Source organism: Cellulomonas palmilytica (assembly GCF_021590045.1).
GTDB classification, from domain to species: Bacteria; Actinomycetota; Actinomycetes; order Actinomycetales; family Cellulomonadaceae; genus Cellulomonas; species Cellulomonas palmilytica.
The window spans coordinates 656,388-671,876 of sequence record NZ_CP062221.1 but is presented as its reverse complement, the minus strand read 5'-3'; the positions used below and the strand labels follow the sequence as shown (position 1 = coordinate 671,876).

The following is a 15,489-nucleotide window of genomic DNA, read 5'->3' as shown; positions in this document are numbered from 1 at the left end:
CGCATGGCTCCTCTTCCCGACGCGCGGACACTGGCGGTCGCGGACGGGACGTCGCCCCGGTGCGACACGCCAGGCGAATCGTCGGATCGGGGGAGGAACCACCACAACGAACTAAACGATTCGCGCTCGTGTCGTCCCCCGCGTGCACGGCGAGGCCCGGCTCACCGGGGTGGTGGCCGGGCCTCGTGGTGGCTCAGCGTGCTCCGCGGCGGGCGGTCACTTCGTGTCGTCGGTGGCGGACTCGCCCGTCGGCTTCTTCGGAGCCGCGCGGCGCGTGGCCTTGCGCGCGGTGCCGGTCGCGGCCTCCTTCGCCTCGCCGAGCTTCTCCTCGATCTCCTCCTTGGCCTCCGCGATCTTCTCGCCGATCTCCTCCTTGGCCTCGGCGATGCTGTGGCCGGCCTTCGACGCGGCGTCGCGGCCCTTGGCCACGGCCACGCCGGCCGCCTCGCCCAGTGCGTCCGCGGCATCGCCCGCGGCGTCGGCGGTGCGCTCACGCAGCGAGTCGTGCGCGGGGGCGGTCGACGAGCCGAGCGCGTCGGTCGGCTCCCACGGCTCCGCCCACGGGTCGCTCGTGTCCTGCGACCGCTTCCAGGCGGCGAACGCCGCCCCCAGGCCGATCAGGCCCAGGAGCGTCCAGAACACCTTGGCGCCGGTGTGCTTCTTCTCCGCCTTCGACTTCGCGGCGGCGGCGGCCGCGACGCCCGCGACGCCTGCGGCGGCCTTCGTCGACGCGGCGTCGACGGCCTTCTCCGCGGCGGCACCCGCGCGCTCGGCGGCCTCGTTGACGGCCTGCACGAGCTTCGGCAGCAGCTCGTCGACCAGCTTGTCGTGCGCCGTGTCGATCGCCGGCGAGACCTTCTCGGCCGCCTGCTCGACCTTGGGCGCGGCGGCCTTCACGCTCTCCTTGTAGAGGTGGTCGACGCGCGGCAGCAGCCAGTCGACGAACGCCTCGACGCGCGGCGCGGTCCACTCCTTGGCGAGCACGGCCGCGTCCGCGGCCTTCGACGCCGCCGCCGAGCTCGCGTCCTTGAGCGTGCCCGCCGCAGCCTTCGCCTGGTCCGCCGCCAGACCGGCCTGCTTCTTGAGCTGCTCGGTGTCGACGTCGATGTTGGGCCGGCTCTTCAAAGGCATGTCCACTCCCCACGTGTCCGGGTCTGACCTCCCACTCTGCCACCGCGAGGGCGCGCGTGCAGCGGACCCGCGAGCGGTGCCGTGCCAGACTTGGCCGCATGTTCGCGACCCTGCACACGACGGCCGGTGACATCCGGATCGAGCTCTACCCGAACCACGCCCCCACGACCGTGGCGAACTTCGTCGGCCTGGCGAAGGGCACCAAGGAGTGGACGGACCCGAAGACGGGCGCCACGCGCAACGACTCCCTGTACGCGGGCACGGTGTTCCACCGCGTCATCGAGGGCTTCATGATCCAGGGCGGTGACCCGCTCGGCACGGGCCGCGGCGGCCCGGGCTACAACTTCGACGACGAGATCCACCCGGAGCTCGGCTTCACGGAGCCCTACCTGCTCGCCATGGCGAACGCCGGCAAGCGCCTCGACCCGGTCACGGGCAAGGTCGGCGGTACCAACGGCTCGCAGTTCTTCATCTCGGTCGCCCCGACCACGTGGCTCAACGGCAAGCACACGATCTTCGGCAAGGTCGCCGACGACGCGAGCCGTGCCGTGGTCGACGCGATCGCGACGGCCCCCACGCGTCCCGGCGACCGCCCGGTGCAGGACGTCGTGATCGAGTCGGTCGAGATCGAGGACTGACGCTGAGCGAGCAGCCAGAGCAGCAGGCACCACCGGTCTGCCCGCGCCACCCGGACCGCGTCGCGTACGTCCGGTGCCAGCGGTGCGGGCGGCCGGTGTGCCCGGACTGCCAGCGGCCCGCGGCGGTCGGCGTGCAGTGCGTCGACTGCGTGCGCGAGGCCGCCGCGACCCAGCGCGGTGCGCGCACGCAGTTCGGGGGCGTCGTCCGGCCGGGCATCCGGCCCGTCGTCACGCTGTCGATCATCGCGGTCTGCGTGGTCGCGTTCATCGCGCAGCAGACCGTCCCGGACTTCACGAACCGCTGGTACTACTCGCCGTTCTGGGGTCACGTGGACCCGTGGCGGTTCCTCACCTCGGCGTTCCTGCACTCCGAGGGGTCGTTCTTCCACATCCTGCTCAACATGGTCGCGCTGTGGGCCGTCGGCCCGTACCTGGAGATGCAGCTCGGGCGTGTGCGGTACGTGTCGCTGTACCTGCTGAGCGCGATCGGCGGGTCGGTCGTGGTGCTGCTGTCCGCGGCGCTCGGCTGGTCGAGCTGGTACGGCGGCGTGGTGGGTGCGTCCGGCGCGATCTTCGGGCTGTTCGGCGCCGCGTTCGTCGTGATGTGGCGCTCGGGTCACCCCGCGCAGAGCATCCTCGGGATCATCGCGATCAACATGGTGTTCAGCTTCGTCGTGCCCGGGATCTCGTGGCAGGGGCACCTGGGCGGGCTCGTCGTCGGGGCGCTCGTCGCGGCCGGCTACGCGTTCGCGCCGCGCGAGCGGCGCCGGCTCGTCGCGGTCGTGCTTCCCGTGGTGACGCTCGTGCTGCTCGTCGCGCTCACGACCTGGGCGTACGGGCAGGCGCCCGCCGAGGTCCGAGAGCTGTGGACACTGCCACGCGACGTCCTGTGGACAGCGTTCTACGGTCCTCGCTGATCACTCCACAGCACGAGTCACACCTGTGGAACTACACGCGTGTAGTTATCCACAGCTGTGTCCACCGCTGGGGACGACGAGCGGGGTCGCGAATCCTTCGCCAGGACGCGACGAGAGACGACGAGAGGCGCCGACCCCGGTCAGGGTCGGCGCCTCTCGGGCGTCATGAGGCGGCGCGTCAGCGCCAGCGCGTCGTCATGCTGAAGCCGGTGATGATGAGCACCGCGCCCACCGCGAGGTTCCAGCTGCCGATGGGCAGGGGGAGGTCCGGCGTGCGGCCCGCCGAGCGGGAGATGTAGAACGTCACGATCCACACCAGGCCCAGGAGCATGAGCCCCAGCATCACGGGCACCCACCAGCGCGGGCTGGGCTTGGGCGCGGCCTTCTCCGCCGGCGGCGTGTACGTGGCCTTCTTGCGTGACTTGGACTCGGGCACCGAGATCTCCTGCTCTGCGACGAGGTGCGCACGGGCGGTGTGCGCACCCCACCGGGTGGGGTCGGACGGCACCTGCGCACGGGGGCCTGGGCTCGTCGGCCCCGAGGGGTCCGAGATCGAGACCAGGCCGAGACCGGACGGTCGGCACCATCGCCTAGCGTAGTGGGCGACAATACCGTGCCGGCACGGACCGTCGGCACGACCGTCAGCCAGCCCCGCGGACCCCCGGGGGCGCAGCCCGAGGGAGGCGCGCGTGACCGAGCGCTCGCACCGCGCGAACCGCCGCGTCGCGCGCGGGACCGCCTCGGTGACGATCGTGCTCGCGCTGTCCGGCGCGCTGTTCGCCGCGAACGCCAAGTTCGCGCGCGCGTCCGACGCCGAGCGCCACCCGCAGGACCTGCGCGAGCTGGCGATCGCCGAGGTCCAGCGCGTCGAGACGCTCACGGGCGAGGTCGACGCGCTGCGCGGGCAGGTCGACGCGCTCACCGAGTCCGCCGCTGCGGCGGCGGGCACCGAGATCGGCGTCCCGCCGACCGGGTACCGCGTCGAGTCCGGCGTGCTGCCCGTCGTCGGGCCCGGGCTGACCGTCACGCTCGACGACGCCCCACAGGACCAGCCCGGCCTCGAGGACATCAGCCCCGACGTGCTCGTCGTGCACCAGCAGGACATCCAGGCCGTCATGAACGCGCTGTGGGCGGGCGGCGCCGAGGCGATGTCGCTCATGGACCAGCGCGTCATCTCGACGAGCGCGTTCCGCTGCGTCGGCAACGTGCTGCGTCTGCAGGGCCAGGTCTACTCGCCGCCGTACGTCATCCGCGCCGTCGGCGACCCCGACCTGCTGCGCGCCGCGCTGTCCGACTCGCCCGAGGTCAACGCGTACCGCGCCGACGCGGTGTCGGTCGGGCTGGGCTGGTCCGTCGAGTCCGACGACGACCTGCAGATCGACGCGTACGCCGGCTCCACCGACCTGCGCTACGCGACCGTGCCCGAGGGCACGCAGGTGCTGCCCGGTCTCGACGAGGCCGCGGCGGCCGTCGCCGAGCCGGAGGTCAGCACGCTCGAGACGCAGCTCGACGACGGCCCCGACGGCGGCGACGGTGCCGGCACCGGGCCGACCGTGAGCGGGGGACCCACGGCCGGATGACCACCCCGACCCACGCCCGCGCCCAGCGCCGGCCGTCGCGCGGTGCGCGCGCGGCGTACGGCGCCCTCGGCGTGCTCGGCGAGCTGCTCATCACGCTCGGCGTGCTCGTCCTGGCGTTCCTCGTCTGGCAGCTGTGGTGGACGGACGTCGAGGGCAACCGCGCACAGGCGGAGGTGGTCCGGGAGCTGCCGCGCGTCGCGGTGCCCACGCCGACCGGCGCGGCGCCCGAGGGCCCGCTCGTCGCGACCCCGCGGCGCGACGAGCCGCCCGTGATGGCCGAGGTCGACTACATGACGACGTTCGCGACGATCCAGGTGCCCCGCTGGGACGGCGAGCCGGAGCGTCCCGTGAGCGAGGGCGTGGACCGCGCGAACGTGCTCGACGTGCTGGGCGTCGGGCACTACCCGGGCACCGCGATGCCGGGCGGCGTCGGGAACTTCGCGCTCGCCGCGCACCGCACCACGTTCGCGAAGCCGTTCAACCGGATCGCCGAGCTGCAGGAGGGCGACGCGGTCGTCGTGCGGACCGCGACCGTCGACGGCGGGCCCGGCTCGGACACCTGGTACGTGTACCGCGTGACGTCCTGGCAGGTCGTCCACCCGTCGCAGACCGAGGTCATCGCGCCCGTGCCGAACCGTCCGGGCGAGTCCCCGACCGAGCGGTCCATCACGCTGACCACGTGCCACCCGATGTTCTCCGCGCGCGAGCGGTACATCGTGCACGGCGTCCTCGACTACTGGGCCCCCGTGGCGGACGGCACGCCCGCCGAGCTGCTGCCGAGTGCATCATGAATGCCCGGGACCCGCGGGCGGACGGGAGGCGATGATGTACGGATGGCTCTGGCGGCACCTGCCCGGACCGGCCGTCGTGCGCGTGCTGCTGCTCGCGGTCCTCGCGGCGGCGGTGCTCGCGGCCTGCTTCCAGTGGGTCTTCCCGGCGGTCGCGCCGTACATGCCCTTCAACGACACCACGGTGGGTGAGTGACGATGACCCGGATCCTCGTGATCGACAACTACGACTCGTTCGTCTACACGATCGTCGGGTACCTCGACCAGCTCGGCGCCGAGACGGTCGTCGTGCGCAACGACGCGGTGCCGCCGCTCGAGGAGCGCGGCGAGTTCGACGGCGTGCTCGTCTCGCCCGGGCCGGGCACGCCGGCCGAGGCGGGCAGGAGCATGGACGTCATCCGCGAGTGCGCGGCGACCGGCACGCCCATGCTCGGCGTGTGCTTGGGCCACCAGGCCCTCGGCGAGGTGTTCGGCGGGACGGTCACGCACGCGCCCGAGCTCATGCACGGCAAGACGAGCGAGGTCTCGCACGAGGGCGAGGGCGTGCTCGCGGACCTGCCCAGCCCGTTCACCGCGACGCGCTACCACTCGCTCGCGGTCGTCGACGGCACGGTGTCCGACGAGCTCGTCGTCACCGCCCGTACGGGCGACGTGATCATGGGCCTGCAGCACCGCACGCTGCCGCTGTACGGCGTGCAGTTCCACCCCGAGTCGGTGCTCACCGAGGGCGGCCACCGCCTGCTGGCGAACTGGCTCGAGCTGTGCGGCGACGACCAGGCGGTCGCCCGCTCGGCGGGCCTGCACCCGCTCGTGCGCCTGTAGCGGGCACCGGGGCCGCCCCCGGACGCAGCCGCAACGACACCGACGAACGACACAGACGAACGACACCGCCCCGGCTCAGGAGTCCCGAGCCGGGGCGGTGTCGTGCGTTCGTCGGTCGGTCGCGCCCGTCAGGGGCGCCGGGCGGCGTCGGGCTGCCGGACGCTCTGCCCGCCGCCCTCCTCGCCACCGGGGTCGGGCGAGCCGCCCGGGTCGGGCTCCGTGGTCTGCTCCGGCGGGCCGGACGAGACGTGGACGATGATGAGCTCGTCGAGCAGGAGCTCGGTGCCGCCGCCGGGCTCGGTCCAGATGACCGCGTCGCGCGGCTCGTCGGACGGCTGCTCCTCGCGCCGCACGTTCGTGAACCCGAGCGCGTCGAGCGCCTGCGCCGCCTCCGCGAACGTCATGTCGTTGATGTTGTCCGGGATGCGTGCCGTCTGCGGGGCGACCGCCACCTGGATGGACACCTGCGTGCCCTGCGGCACGAGGCCGGGCGAGCGGTCCTGCTCGAAGACCTTGCCGTCCTCGTGCTCGGTCGTCGTGACCTTGTTGACGGTCGCGACGAGCTTGAGCTCGGCGAGCGTGGCGAGCGCCTCCTCCTGCGTCTTCCCCACCAGGTCGGGCAGGTCGACCATGCCGGTGGAGACGTACAGCGTGACCTTCGAGCCGGCGTCGACGAGCTCGCCCCCAGGCGGGTCGGTCTTGGTGACCTGGCCCTTGGGGAAGTTCGGGTTGTTGTCCTCCTTGCGGTCGCCGTTGACCACCAGGCCCTGGCCCTCCAGGATCTGCTCGGCCTGCGACTCGGTCCGCCCGGAGACGTCCTCGACCTCCACGGAGTCGGGCCCGGAGGACTCGACGTAGTCGACGACGGTCTCGGGCGCGACCTCGGTGCCCTCGGCCGGGTCGGTGCGGATGATCTGACCCGCGGGGACCGTGGTCGACGCCTCCTGCGACCGCTCGCCGAGGACCAGGTCGACGGCCTGGAGGGCCGCGGACGCCTCCTCCGCGGTCTTGCCGGCGACCGTCGGCACGGCCACCGTCTTCGGCTCGTCGTCCCCGGAGTTCGCGACGAGCAGCGCGACGATGCCCGCGACCGCGAGCACGGCGATGCCGACGAGCACCCAGATCAGCCAGGGGCGCTTGTTCTCGTCGTCGTCCTCGTCGGTGCTCGTCGCGGCGAGCTCGCTGCCGATGCCGGTCGAGCCCCACGGCGTCGCGGGCGGGAACGCCTGCGTCGCGGCGACGGTCGTCGCGGTCGGGGACATGACCTGGGTGGCGTCGGTCGCCGGGAGCGCCGGGACGGCGGCGACGCCGACCGGGGGAGCGGAGACCACACCGCCGCGCAGCACGGCCTCGAGGTCCGCGCGGAACTCCGCGGCGTTCGAGTACCGGGCCTCACGGTCCTTGGTGAGCGACTTCATGGTGATGCGGTCGAGCGACTCGGGCACGTCGGACGCGAGCGAGCTCGGCACCGGCGCGGCCTCGCGCACGTGCTGGTAGGCGACCGACACGAGCGAGTCGCCCGTGAACGGCGGCCGGCCCGTGAGCAGCTCGAACAGCAGGCAGCCCGTGGAGTACAGGTCGGAGCGCGCGTCGACCTGCTCGCCGCGCGCCTGCTCGGGCGACAGGTACTGCGCGGTGCCGATCACGGCCTGCGTGGCCGTCATCGTCGCGGCGGAGTCCGCGACGGCGCGCGCGATGCCGAAGTCCATGACCTTGACCGCGCCCGTGGGCGTGAGCATGACGTTCGCGGGCTTGATGTCGCGGTGCACGATGCCCGCGTGGTGCGAGTACTCGAGCGCCGAGAGCACGCCGATCGTGATCTCGACGGCCTCCTCGATCGGCACCGCGGCGCCGTCGCGCAGGATGTCGCGGACCGTGTGGCCCTCGACGTACTCCATGACGATGAACGGCACGTGCGCGACGACGCCCGTGGGCTCCGTGACGACGTCCTCGCCCGTGTCGTACACGGCGACGATGGCCGGGTGGTTCAGCGCGGCGGCGGCCTGCGCCTCGCGGCGGAACCGGTTCTGGAACGACGGGTCGCGAGCCAGGTCGGAGCGCAGGATCTTGATCGCGACCGTCCGGCCCAGACGCGTGTCGTGGCCGATGTGCACCTCGGCCATGCCGCCGCGGCCGATGAGCTCACCGACCTCGTACCGGCCGGCGAGGAGGCGGGGTCCGCTGTCCACCACTAGGCGTCCTTCACTTCCTTCTGGGGTCCCTGGTCGACGCGCGCAGGGCTGACATCCGGGCCGATCATCCCACCTGGTGGGGGCTGCGCGACGGACGTCCAGGTCACGATACGGGCGAGAGATGCGCCGGACGAGCCTCCGTCCGCCTTGGTGAGCTGTCCGGCGAGCGCCGCTCCGAGCAGCGCGCCGAGCAGCAGGACGAGCGCGAGCAGCGGCCAGCTCATGCGGCCGAACCGCCCGAGCCGGGGGCCCGATCCCATCAGCCCGGTCCGGGGGCCCGGGGGCCGGGGCGGCACGGAGTCGGGGCGCAGGTTGCGCCGCGGCGGGTACGACGGGGGTCGCTCGCTGCCCGGGGCCGGTGTGGGCGCGGGCGGCGGGGGCGTGCCGGGCGGGACGCCGACGGGCGTCGGCGCGCGCGGCGGCGTGACCGGTCGCGGGGTCGGCTGGGACACGATCACGGGCACGCCGCCCGCGGGGGTGCGCGGCAGCAGCCGGTCGAGCTCGCGCGCGAGCGCGGCACCGGAGGTGGGGCGTTGTGCGGGGTCCTTCGACAGCAGGCGCACGACGAGGTCGGCGAGCTTGGGCTCGATCGCCTTGGGCAGCGGCGGGACCGGGGTGTTGACGTGCGCGACCGCGATGTCGACGGCGGTGGGACCCGTGAACGGACGGTGCCCGACGAGCGCCTCGTACGCGATGATCCCGAGCGAGTACAGGTCCGACAGCGGCGTCGCCGGGCGGCCGACGGCCTGCTCGGGCGACAGGTACTGCGCGGTGCCCATGACCATGCCCGTCGCGGTCATGGTCATCTGGTTGCGCGCGAGCGACACCCCGAAGTCGGTGATCTTCACGCGCCCGCCGCGGCCCAGCAGGATGTTGCCGGGCTTGACGTCGCGGTGCACCACGCCGGCCTCGTGGGCGGCGTGCAGGCCGCGCGCCGTCTGGGCGAGGATCGGCAGCAGCCGCCGCACCGGGAGCACGGGCTCGCGCTCCAGCAGGTCGGACAGCGGCTCGCCCGTGACGAGCTCCATGACGAGGTACGACGAGCCGTCCTGCTCGCCGTAGTCGAACAGCTGCGCGATGTTCGCGTGCGAGAGGGCCGCGGAGTTGCGCGCCTCGGTGCGGAACCGCTCGAGGAAGCCCTGGTCCCCCGCGAACTCCTCCTTGAGCACCTTGACCGCGACGGGCCGTGCGAGGGACTCGTCGTACCCCTCCCACACCTCGCCCATGCCGCCGACCGCGATCTGCCGGACGAGCCGGTAGCGGTTGCCGAGCGCCTGCCCCGCCGTCGTCCTCATGAGGCCAGCACCGCCTGGATCACGGCGCGGGCGATGGGCGCGGCGACCCGCCCGCCCGTGGCCTCCGAGCCCGCGGAGCCGCCGTGCTCGACGAGCACCGCGACCGCGACCTGCGGGTCGTCCGCGGGTGCGAACGCGGTGAACCACGCGTGCGGCGCGGCGTCCGCGGACGTCTGGGCGGTGCCCGTCTTGCCGGCGACCTGCACGCCGGGGATCTGCGCGGAGGTGCCGGACCCGTTCGCGACGACGTCGACCATCATGTCCGTGAGCTGCGCGGCGGTCCCGGGCGAGACGGCCGTCGACAGGACCTCGGGCTCCGTCTGCGAGACGACCGACAGGTTCGCGGCGCGCACGCGCTCGACGACGTACGGGCGCATGACCTTGCCGTCGTTCGCGATGCCCGCGGACACCATCGCCATCTGCAGCGGTGTCGCCGCGACGTCGAACTGGCCGATCGCGGACTGGGCGGTCTGCGGCGCGTTCGCCTCCGCGGGGAACCGGCTCGCCGCGACCGCCATGGGGATCGTGAGCGACGCGTCGTCGAAGCCGAACCGCTGCGCCTGCTCGCGCAGCGCGTCGTCGCCGAGGTCCATGCCGAGCTGTGCGAACGCCGTGTTGCACGAGACGCGCAGGGCGTCCGCGAGCGTGATGGGGTTCGCACCGCACCCGCCGCCGCCGAAGTTGCCGATGGTCGCGCTCGTCTGCGGCAGGTCGAGGCGCACGGGCGCGGGCAGGGTGCTCGACGCGTCGTACTCGCCGCTCTCGAGGGCCGCCGCGGCCGTGACGAGCTTGAACGTCGAGCCGGGCGGGTACGTCTCCAGCGTCGCGTTGGAGCGCAGCGGGTTGCCGTCGGCCTCCGCGAGCTGCGCGTAGGCCTCGTTGGCGGCGGACACGTCGTGCGTCGCGAGCGCGTTCGGGTCGAAGCCGGGCGTCGAGACCATCGCGAGGATGCGGCCGGTGGCCGGCTCGATCGCGACGACCGCACCCTGCTGGTCGCCCAGGCCTTCGAAGGCGGCGCGCTGCGCGGCCTCGACCAGCGTCGTCTCGACGGCCGCGCCCTCGGGCTTGCGGCCCGTCACCAGGTCGCGCAGGCGCGAGAAGAACAGCTGGTCGCCACGGCCCGTGAGCTGGTCGTTCGCGGCGCGCTCGAGCTGCGAGCTGCCGTGCACGACCGAGTAGAAGCCCGTCACGGCCGAGTACAGCTCGCCGTCGGTGTACTCGCGCTGGTAGCCGAACGAGTCGTCGACCTTCACCGAGCGGGCGACCGCGCCGCCCGCGACGACGATCGGCCCGCGCGCGTTGCCGAACTCGCGGTACAGCGTGCGCACGTTGCGGGAGTCCGCGTTGAGGCCGGGCGCCTGCACGAACTGCACCCACGTCGCCGAGCCCATGAGGGCCAGGAACATCACGAGCATCACGGTCGCCACGCGGCGCAGCGGGGTGTTCACGACAGCCCCCCGATGCGCTCGGTCGGGTGCTCGTCGTCGGGCTCGGCGCCCGCGGACGCACCCTGCGCGGCCGCGGCCGCCGGCACGCGCGTGGGCACGGGCGCGTCGTCGTCCGGGACCTCGCCCGGCAGCGGCTCGTCGGCACGTACGCCACGCGCGGCGGGCGCGGGACGACGCGCGTCGTCGGACACGCGCAGCAGCAGCGCGACGATGATCCAGTTCGCGAGCAGGCTCGACCCGCCGTACGCGAGGAACGGCGTCGTCAGGCCGGTCAGCGGGATGAGCCGCGTGACGCCGCCGACGACGACGAAGCACTGCCACGCCACGACGAACGCGAGACCGCCCGCGAGCAGCTTGCCGAACCCGTCGCGCACGCCGATCGCCGCGCGCATGCCGCGCTGCGTGAGCACGACGTACAGCATGAGGATCGCGAGCAGGCCGGTCAGGCCGAGCTCCTCGCCGAGCGACGGGACGATGAAGTCCGACTCGGCGTACGTCACGAGGTCCGGGCGCCCCTGGCCCCAGCCGGTGCCGAACAGCCCGCCGCTGGCCATGCCGAACAGCCCGCGCACGAGCTGGCCCGAGCCGCCGTACATCCGGTCGAAGATCTCCGGGTCCATCGCGTGCAGCCACGCGTCGAACCGCGCGCCGACGTGGCTGAACACGCTGCTCGCGACGACCGCGCCGCCGACGAACATCGCGAGGCCGATGACGACCCAGCTCACGCGCTCGGTCGCGAGGTACAGCATCGCGACGAACAGCCCGAACAGCAGCAGCGACGTCCCCAGGTCCCGCTCGAACACGAGCACCGCGATCGAGCCGGCCCACACGACGAGGATCGGGCCGAGGTCCCGCGCGCGCGGCAGCTGCAGCCCCGCGAACCGCGGGCCGGCCAGCGCGAGCGTGTCGCGGTGCGTCACCAGGTACCCCGCGAAGAACACGGCCAGCGCGAGCTTCGCGAACTCCGCGGGCTGCATGCCGACCGAGCCGACGTTCACCCAGATCCGCGCGCCGTTGATCGACGTGCCCAGCACGGGCAGCAGCGGCAGGCCGAGCAGCACGAGACCGACGACCATCGCGGTGTACGTGTAGCGCCGCAGCGTGCGGTGGTCGCGCAGGCAGATCAGCACCGCCGCGGCGAGCACCACCGAGATCGTCGTCCACAGCAACTGGCGCCCGGCGAACCCGTGGTCCTTGCCGGCGCCCTCGTACGCGATGTCGATCCGGTAGATCATCGCCAGGCCGATGCCGTTGAGCGCGATCGTCACGGGCAGGATCACGGGGTCCGCGTACGGCGCGCGCCAGCGCAGCACGACGTGCAGCCCGAGCGCGAGCGCCGCGAGCCCCGCGCCGTAGCCCAGGACGTCGGCGGGCACCTCGTCGGACGTGCCGAGGCCGACGAGCGCGTACGCGCCGACCGCCAGCGCGAGCGCCAGCACCAGCAGCCAGAGCTCGACGCCCCGTCCGGCGCGCACCCGGTGCGGCTCGACGGTGGCCATCGCGCTCACCCCTCCGAGCCGGCGCCGGCCGCCTGCGTCGCGAGACGCGTGGACGTCGCAGTCGGCTCGCCGGTCGGGTCGGTCGCGGGCTGCGTGGGGTCGGGTTCCGTGCTCGGCTCGGCGGTCACGCCCGGGACGGGGTCGTCGCCGGCGCCGGGCCGGGAGCCGGTGTCGGGGTCGGCGTCGTCGACCAGGACGATCTCGTCGACGAGCGTGCGGGCGGACGCGCGGTCGTCGGCGTTGATGGTCTGCACGACGCGGTCGCGCACGTACTGCGACGCGATGTCGTCGAGCGTGATGCCGGTGCGCTCGACGACGGTCGAGAGCGTGACCGGCCCGAGCGACTCGGGGACGCCCTGGAAGATCGCGACCTCGTCGCCGTCCACGCCCACGAACCACTGCGTGCGCGTCCACGCGTACCCGCCGACGACGAGCGCGACGAGGACCGCGAGCACCGCGACGCCCGCGACGAGCGCGCGGCCCCGGCGCGGGCGCGCGGGGTCGTCGTCGCCCTCGTCGTCGAGCGGCGGGTCCGCGACCGTCTCGTCGTCGGCGACCTCCTCGGGTGCGCCGTCCTCGTCGTCCGCGGGCCGGGCGCCCGCGAGGCCCGCCTTCTGCGCGCGCGCCGCGGCCTGCGCGAGCTCCGCGGCGCGGGCCGCGGGTCCGTCGGCGGCCACGGTCGGGTCGTCGCGCGTCGTGGCGGCCGCGCCGACGACCTGCGGCGCCGTGCCCGGAGCCGCGCCGTCGGGCAGGTCGTCGAGCTCGACGACGTCCGCGAGCACGACCGTGACGTTGTCACCGCCGCCGCCGCGCAGGGCGAGCTGCACGAGCCGGTCGGCGCACGAGTCGATGTCGGTGAGCTCGCGCATCGTCGTCCCGATGGTCTCGGCGCTCACGAAGCCCGACAGGCCGTCGGAGCACAGCAGCCACCGGTCGCCCACGCGCGCCTCGCGCACCGACAGGTCCGGGGTGAGGTCGGCGTCGAAGTCGCCCAGCACGCGCATGACGACCGAGCGCTGCGGGTGGTGCTCCGCCTCCGCGGGCGTGATCCGGCCGATGTCGACCAGGTGCTGCACGAACGTGTGGTCCGTGGTGACCTGCGTGAGCACGCCGTCGCGCAGCAGGTAGCCGCGCGAGTCGCCCAGGTGCACCATCGCGAGCTTGTTGCCCGCACGCAGGATCGCCGTGACGGTCGTGCCCATGCCCGCGAGCTCCGGCTCGGCGCCCGAGCGGGCCTTGATCTCGTCGCGCGCCTCGTCGAGCGCGGACTCGAGCTCGTCGAGCGCGTCGTCGGGACCGTGCGACTCGTCGTCCAGCGGCGCGAACGTCGCCACCGCGACCGACGAGGCCACGTCGCCGCCCGCGTGCCCGCCCATGCCGTCGGCGACCATGAGCAGGTGCGGGCCGGCGTACGCGGAGTCCTGGTTGTTGCTCCGCACGAGTCCCACGTCGGACCTGGCGGCGTAGCGCAGCGCGACCGTCATCCGCCTACCCCTGCAGCTCGATCACGCTGCGGCCCACGCGGACCGACTGACCGGGCGCGAGCGGCGTCGGGCCCGAGATCTTGTGGTCGCCCGACTGGTCGTGCACGAACGTCCCGTTGGTCGAGCCCATGTCCTCGACGTACCAGGCGCCGCCCTGCGGGAAGATCCGCGCGTGCCGTGACGACGAGTAGTCGTCCTCGAGCACGAGCGTGCAGCCCGGGGCGCGCCCGACGACGACCGCGGACTGCGCGAGCGGCAGGATCGTCCCGGTGAGCGGGCCCTGCGTCACGACGAGCCGGGCACCGCGCTGCGCGCCGCGCTGGGACGAGCGCTGCGACCCGCGCTGCCCGCGCGACGAGCGCGGCGCGACCACGGGGGTGGGGGCGGTCGACGGGCCGGAGGTCGTGGCGGGTCCGGCGGCGGGCGCCGCGGGCGAGCGGCGCCTGGTGATGCGCGTGCCGTACAGGTCGCGGCGCAGCACGGCGATGGACGAGAGCACGAGGACCCACAGCAGGGCCAGGTAGCCCAGCCGCAGCAGGGTGATGGTCAGCTCGCTCATCGTGTGGGCGTCACCGGCCGGTCACTCGTCGACGTCCTGGTCGCCGCCCGTCCAGAACAGGATCCGCGTCCGGCCGATGGTCAGGGTGTTGCCGTCGAGCAGGGTCGCCGCGGGGACCTTGTGGCCCTCGACGAACAGCCCGTTGGTCGAGCCCATGTCTGTCGCGACCACCGACTCCGGGCCGACCCGGATCTCCAGGTGCCGGCGGGACACGCCGGGGTCGTCGACGATGATGTCGGCCTCCGAGCCACGGCCGATGACCGTGACGGGACCGGTGAGCAGGTAGCGCTGCCCGTCGATGTCGAGCAGCGGGTGGCGAGGGCTCGGTGCGGCGCTCGTCGCGGGCGCCACGGCGCCGCGGACGGTCGCGGAGTGCACCTCGAAGCGGCCCGCCTCGAGCTCGGTGTTCTCCGCGAAGCTCACCGTCACGGGGCCGACGAACGCGTAGCGCTGGCCCGCGGCGTAGTCGGTCACGTTCGCCGCGAACTCGTCGGCGAGCGTCTCCGCGCCCCAGGCCTCCACCTGGTCGTAGTCGGGGGTCGAGAGCTCGATCGTGAACTCGTTCGGCACGACCGTGCGGTCCCGCCCGACGACGGCGGCCCGCTCGTCGACCTCCCGGCGCAGCCGGCTGGCCATGTCGACGGGCTTGAGCTCGCTGCGGAACGTCTTCGCGAACACGTTGTTCACGGCCCGTTCGACCCCGTTCTCGAATCGGTCGAGGAAACCCAACACCCACCTCCTCTCGGCTCACTCGGCACACGCGGCGACCCGACCGTCACGTGGCGATCGTCGTCGTTCCCGTGTCGATGGTATCCGCGCCCCGTCGTCGCACGTCGCCGCCGTGCGGGACGGACCCGCGAGGAGGTGCGCGCCGACGGGGCGCGGACGCCGCGACGGTGCGTCGGCTCAGGACTTCTTCTGCTCGTCCAGGAAGTCCTTGGCCTTCTCGACGACGTCGTCGACGGTCTGGTCGGTCTTGTCGTCCGTGCGCGTCTTGACCGCCTCGGCGGCCTTGTCGAGCGCCGCCTTGGCCTGGTCCTCGTGGCCGTCGAGGGCGCCCTTGGCCTTCGAGATCAGGTCGTCCAGACCCATGTCACGCCTCCTTCGCGTCGTCGCGCGCCGGCGGGGCGCGCGTG

General features: G+C 73.6%; 16 protein-coding genes. 6 read left to right on the top strand and 10 right to left on the bottom strand.

Annotation, left to right across the window (positions count from 1 at the left end; translation table 11 throughout):
- Positions 1-216: 216 nt before the first annotated feature.
- A complete protein-coding gene (locus F1D97_RS03265; protein WP_236122300.1) occupies positions 217-1,131 on the bottom strand; it encodes a hypothetical protein in 915 nt (304 codons plus the stop codon).
- A 98-nt stretch (positions 1,132-1,229) separates the two neighbouring features.
- Here F1D97_RS03265 and F1D97_RS03260 point away from each other — a divergent pair, with 98 nt between their 5' ends.
- Both F1D97_RS03260 and F1D97_RS03255 read left to right on the top strand, forming a co-directional pair.
- A complete protein-coding gene (locus F1D97_RS03260; protein WP_236122299.1) occupies positions 1,230-1,769 on the top strand; it encodes a peptidylprolyl isomerase in 540 nt (179 codons plus the stop codon).
- Positions 1,766-2,686, top strand: coding sequence for a rhomboid family intramembrane serine protease (locus tag F1D97_RS03255; RefSeq protein WP_236123468.1), 921 nt, complete (start codon positions 1,766-1,768; stop codon positions 2,684-2,686). Before F1D97_RS03260 ends, F1D97_RS03255 begins: the two co-directional genes overlap by 4 nt.
- Before the next feature lie 178 nt (positions 2,687-2,864).
- Here F1D97_RS03255 and F1D97_RS03250 read toward each other — a convergent pair whose 3' ends face one another.
- Positions 2,865-3,122 (bottom strand): cell division protein CrgA, encoded by a 258-nt coding sequence (locus tag F1D97_RS03250; RefSeq protein WP_236122298.1) that lies wholly within the window; start codon positions 3,120-3,122, stop codon positions 2,865-2,867.
- Positions 3,123-3,375: 253 nt separating this feature from the next.
- Between F1D97_RS03250 and F1D97_RS03245 the strand changes: the two genes are divergently transcribed.
- From F1D97_RS03245 to F1D97_RS03230, 4 genes are read left to right on the top strand one after another with little or no spacing between them, the layout of a single operon-like run.
- Positions 3,376-4,266, top strand: a complete 891-nt coding sequence (locus F1D97_RS03245; RefSeq protein ID WP_236122297.1) for a DUF881 domain-containing protein — start codon at positions 3,376-3,378, stop codon at positions 4,264-4,266.
- Positions 4,263-5,057: a class E sortase gene (locus tag F1D97_RS03240; RefSeq protein WP_236122296.1), complete on the top strand. Its 795-nt coding sequence runs from the start codon at positions 4,263-4,265 to the stop codon at positions 5,055-5,057. Before F1D97_RS03245 ends, F1D97_RS03240 begins: the two co-directional genes overlap by 4 nt.
- Positions 5,058-5,088: 31 nt before the next feature.
- Positions 5,089-5,250, top strand: a complete 162-nt coding sequence (locus F1D97_RS03235) for a hypothetical protein (RefSeq protein WP_236123659.1) — start codon at positions 5,089-5,091, stop codon at positions 5,248-5,250.
- Positions 5,251-5,252: 2 nt separating this feature from the next.
- Complete coding sequence (locus F1D97_RS03230; RefSeq protein ID WP_236123467.1) at positions 5,253-5,876, top strand: aminodeoxychorismate/anthranilate synthase component II; 624 nt, start codon at positions 5,253-5,255, stop codon at positions 5,874-5,876.
- A gap of 128 nt (positions 5,877-6,004) precedes the next feature.
- Here the strand turns inward: F1D97_RS03230 and pknB are convergent, their stop codons facing one another.
- From pknB to F1D97_RS03190, 8 genes are all read right to left on the bottom strand, one after another.
- Complete coding sequence (pknB, locus tag F1D97_RS03225; RefSeq protein ID WP_236122295.1) at positions 6,005-8,068, bottom strand: Stk1 family PASTA domain-containing Ser/Thr kinase; 2,064 nt, start codon at positions 8,066-8,068, stop codon at positions 6,005-6,007.
- Positions 8,068-9,363: a serine/threonine-protein kinase gene (locus F1D97_RS03220; RefSeq protein WP_236122294.1), complete on the bottom strand. Its 1,296-nt coding sequence runs from the start codon at positions 9,361-9,363 to the stop codon at positions 8,068-8,070. Before F1D97_RS03220 ends, pknB begins: the two co-directional genes overlap by 1 nt.
- Positions 9,360-10,811: a peptidoglycan D,D-transpeptidase FtsI family protein gene (locus tag F1D97_RS03215; RefSeq protein WP_236122293.1), complete on the bottom strand. Its 1,452-nt coding sequence runs from the start codon at positions 10,809-10,811 to the stop codon at positions 9,360-9,362. The genes F1D97_RS03220 and F1D97_RS03215 overlap by 4 nt, the downstream gene beginning before the upstream one ends.
- Positions 10,808-12,310 (bottom strand): FtsW/RodA/SpoVE family cell cycle protein, encoded by a 1,503-nt coding sequence (locus F1D97_RS03210; protein ID WP_236122292.1) that lies wholly within the window; start codon positions 12,308-12,310, stop codon positions 10,808-10,810. Before F1D97_RS03210 ends, F1D97_RS03215 begins: the two co-directional genes overlap by 4 nt.
- A gap of 5 nt (positions 12,311-12,315) precedes the next feature.
- Entirely contained in the window at positions 12,316-13,794 is a 1,479-nt protein-coding gene (locus tag F1D97_RS17460; RefSeq protein WP_317618937.1) for a PP2C family protein-serine/threonine phosphatase, read from the bottom strand.
- Between the two features lie 4 nt (positions 13,795-13,798).
- A complete protein-coding gene (locus F1D97_RS03200) occupies positions 13,799-14,353 on the bottom strand; it encodes an FHA domain-containing protein FhaB/FipA (RefSeq protein ID WP_236122291.1) in 555 nt (184 codons plus the stop codon).
- Positions 14,354-14,374: 21 nt separating this feature from the next.
- Entirely contained in the window at positions 14,375-15,082 is a 708-nt protein-coding gene (locus F1D97_RS03195) for an FhaA domain-containing protein (RefSeq protein ID WP_236122290.1), read from the bottom strand.
- A 177-nt stretch (positions 15,083-15,259) separates the two neighbouring features.
- Positions 15,260-15,445 (bottom strand): antitoxin, encoded by a 186-nt coding sequence (locus F1D97_RS03190; RefSeq protein WP_236122289.1) that lies wholly within the window; start codon positions 15,443-15,445, stop codon positions 15,260-15,262.
- Between the last annotated feature and the right edge of the window lie 44 nt (positions 15,446-15,489).

Bases quoted from the DNA above. Each gene is read 5' to 3' on its own strand.
- F1D97_RS03265 (WP_236122300.1), bottom strand. From the start codon at position 1,131: ATGCCTTTGAAGAGCCGGCCCAACATCGACGTCGACACCGAGCAGCTC.
- F1D97_RS03260 (WP_236122299.1), top strand. From the start codon at position 1,230: ATGTTCGCGACCCTGCACACGACGGCCGGTGACATCCGGATCGAGCTC.
- F1D97_RS03240 (WP_236122296.1), top strand. From the start codon at position 4,263: ATGACCACCCCGACCCACGCCCGCGCCCAGCGCCGGCCGTCGCGCGGT.
- F1D97_RS03235 (WP_236123659.1), top strand. From the start codon at position 5,089: ATGATGTACGGATGGCTCTGGCGGCACCTGCCCGGACCGGCCGTCGTG.
- F1D97_RS03230 (WP_236123467.1), top strand. From the start codon at position 5,253: ATGACCCGGATCCTCGTGATCGACAACTACGACTCGTTCGTCTACACG.
- F1D97_RS03220 (WP_236122294.1), bottom strand. From the start codon at position 9,363: ATGAGGACGACGGCGGGGCAGGCGCTCGGCAACCGCTACCGGCTCGTC.
- F1D97_RS03210 (WP_236122292.1), bottom strand. From the start codon at position 12,310: ATGGCCACCGTCGAGCCGCACCGGGTGCGCGCCGGACGGGGCGTCGAG.
- F1D97_RS17460 (WP_317618937.1), bottom strand. From the start codon at position 13,794: ATGACGGTCGCGCTGCGCTACGCCGCCAGGTCCGACGTGGGACTCGTG.
- F1D97_RS03200 (WP_236122291.1), bottom strand. From the start codon at position 14,353: ATGAGCGAGCTGACCATCACCCTGCTGCGGCTGGGCTACCTGGCCCTG.
- F1D97_RS03190 (WP_236122289.1), bottom strand. From the start codon at position 15,445: ATGGGTCTGGACGACCTGATCTCGAAGGCCAAGGGCGCCCTCGACGGC.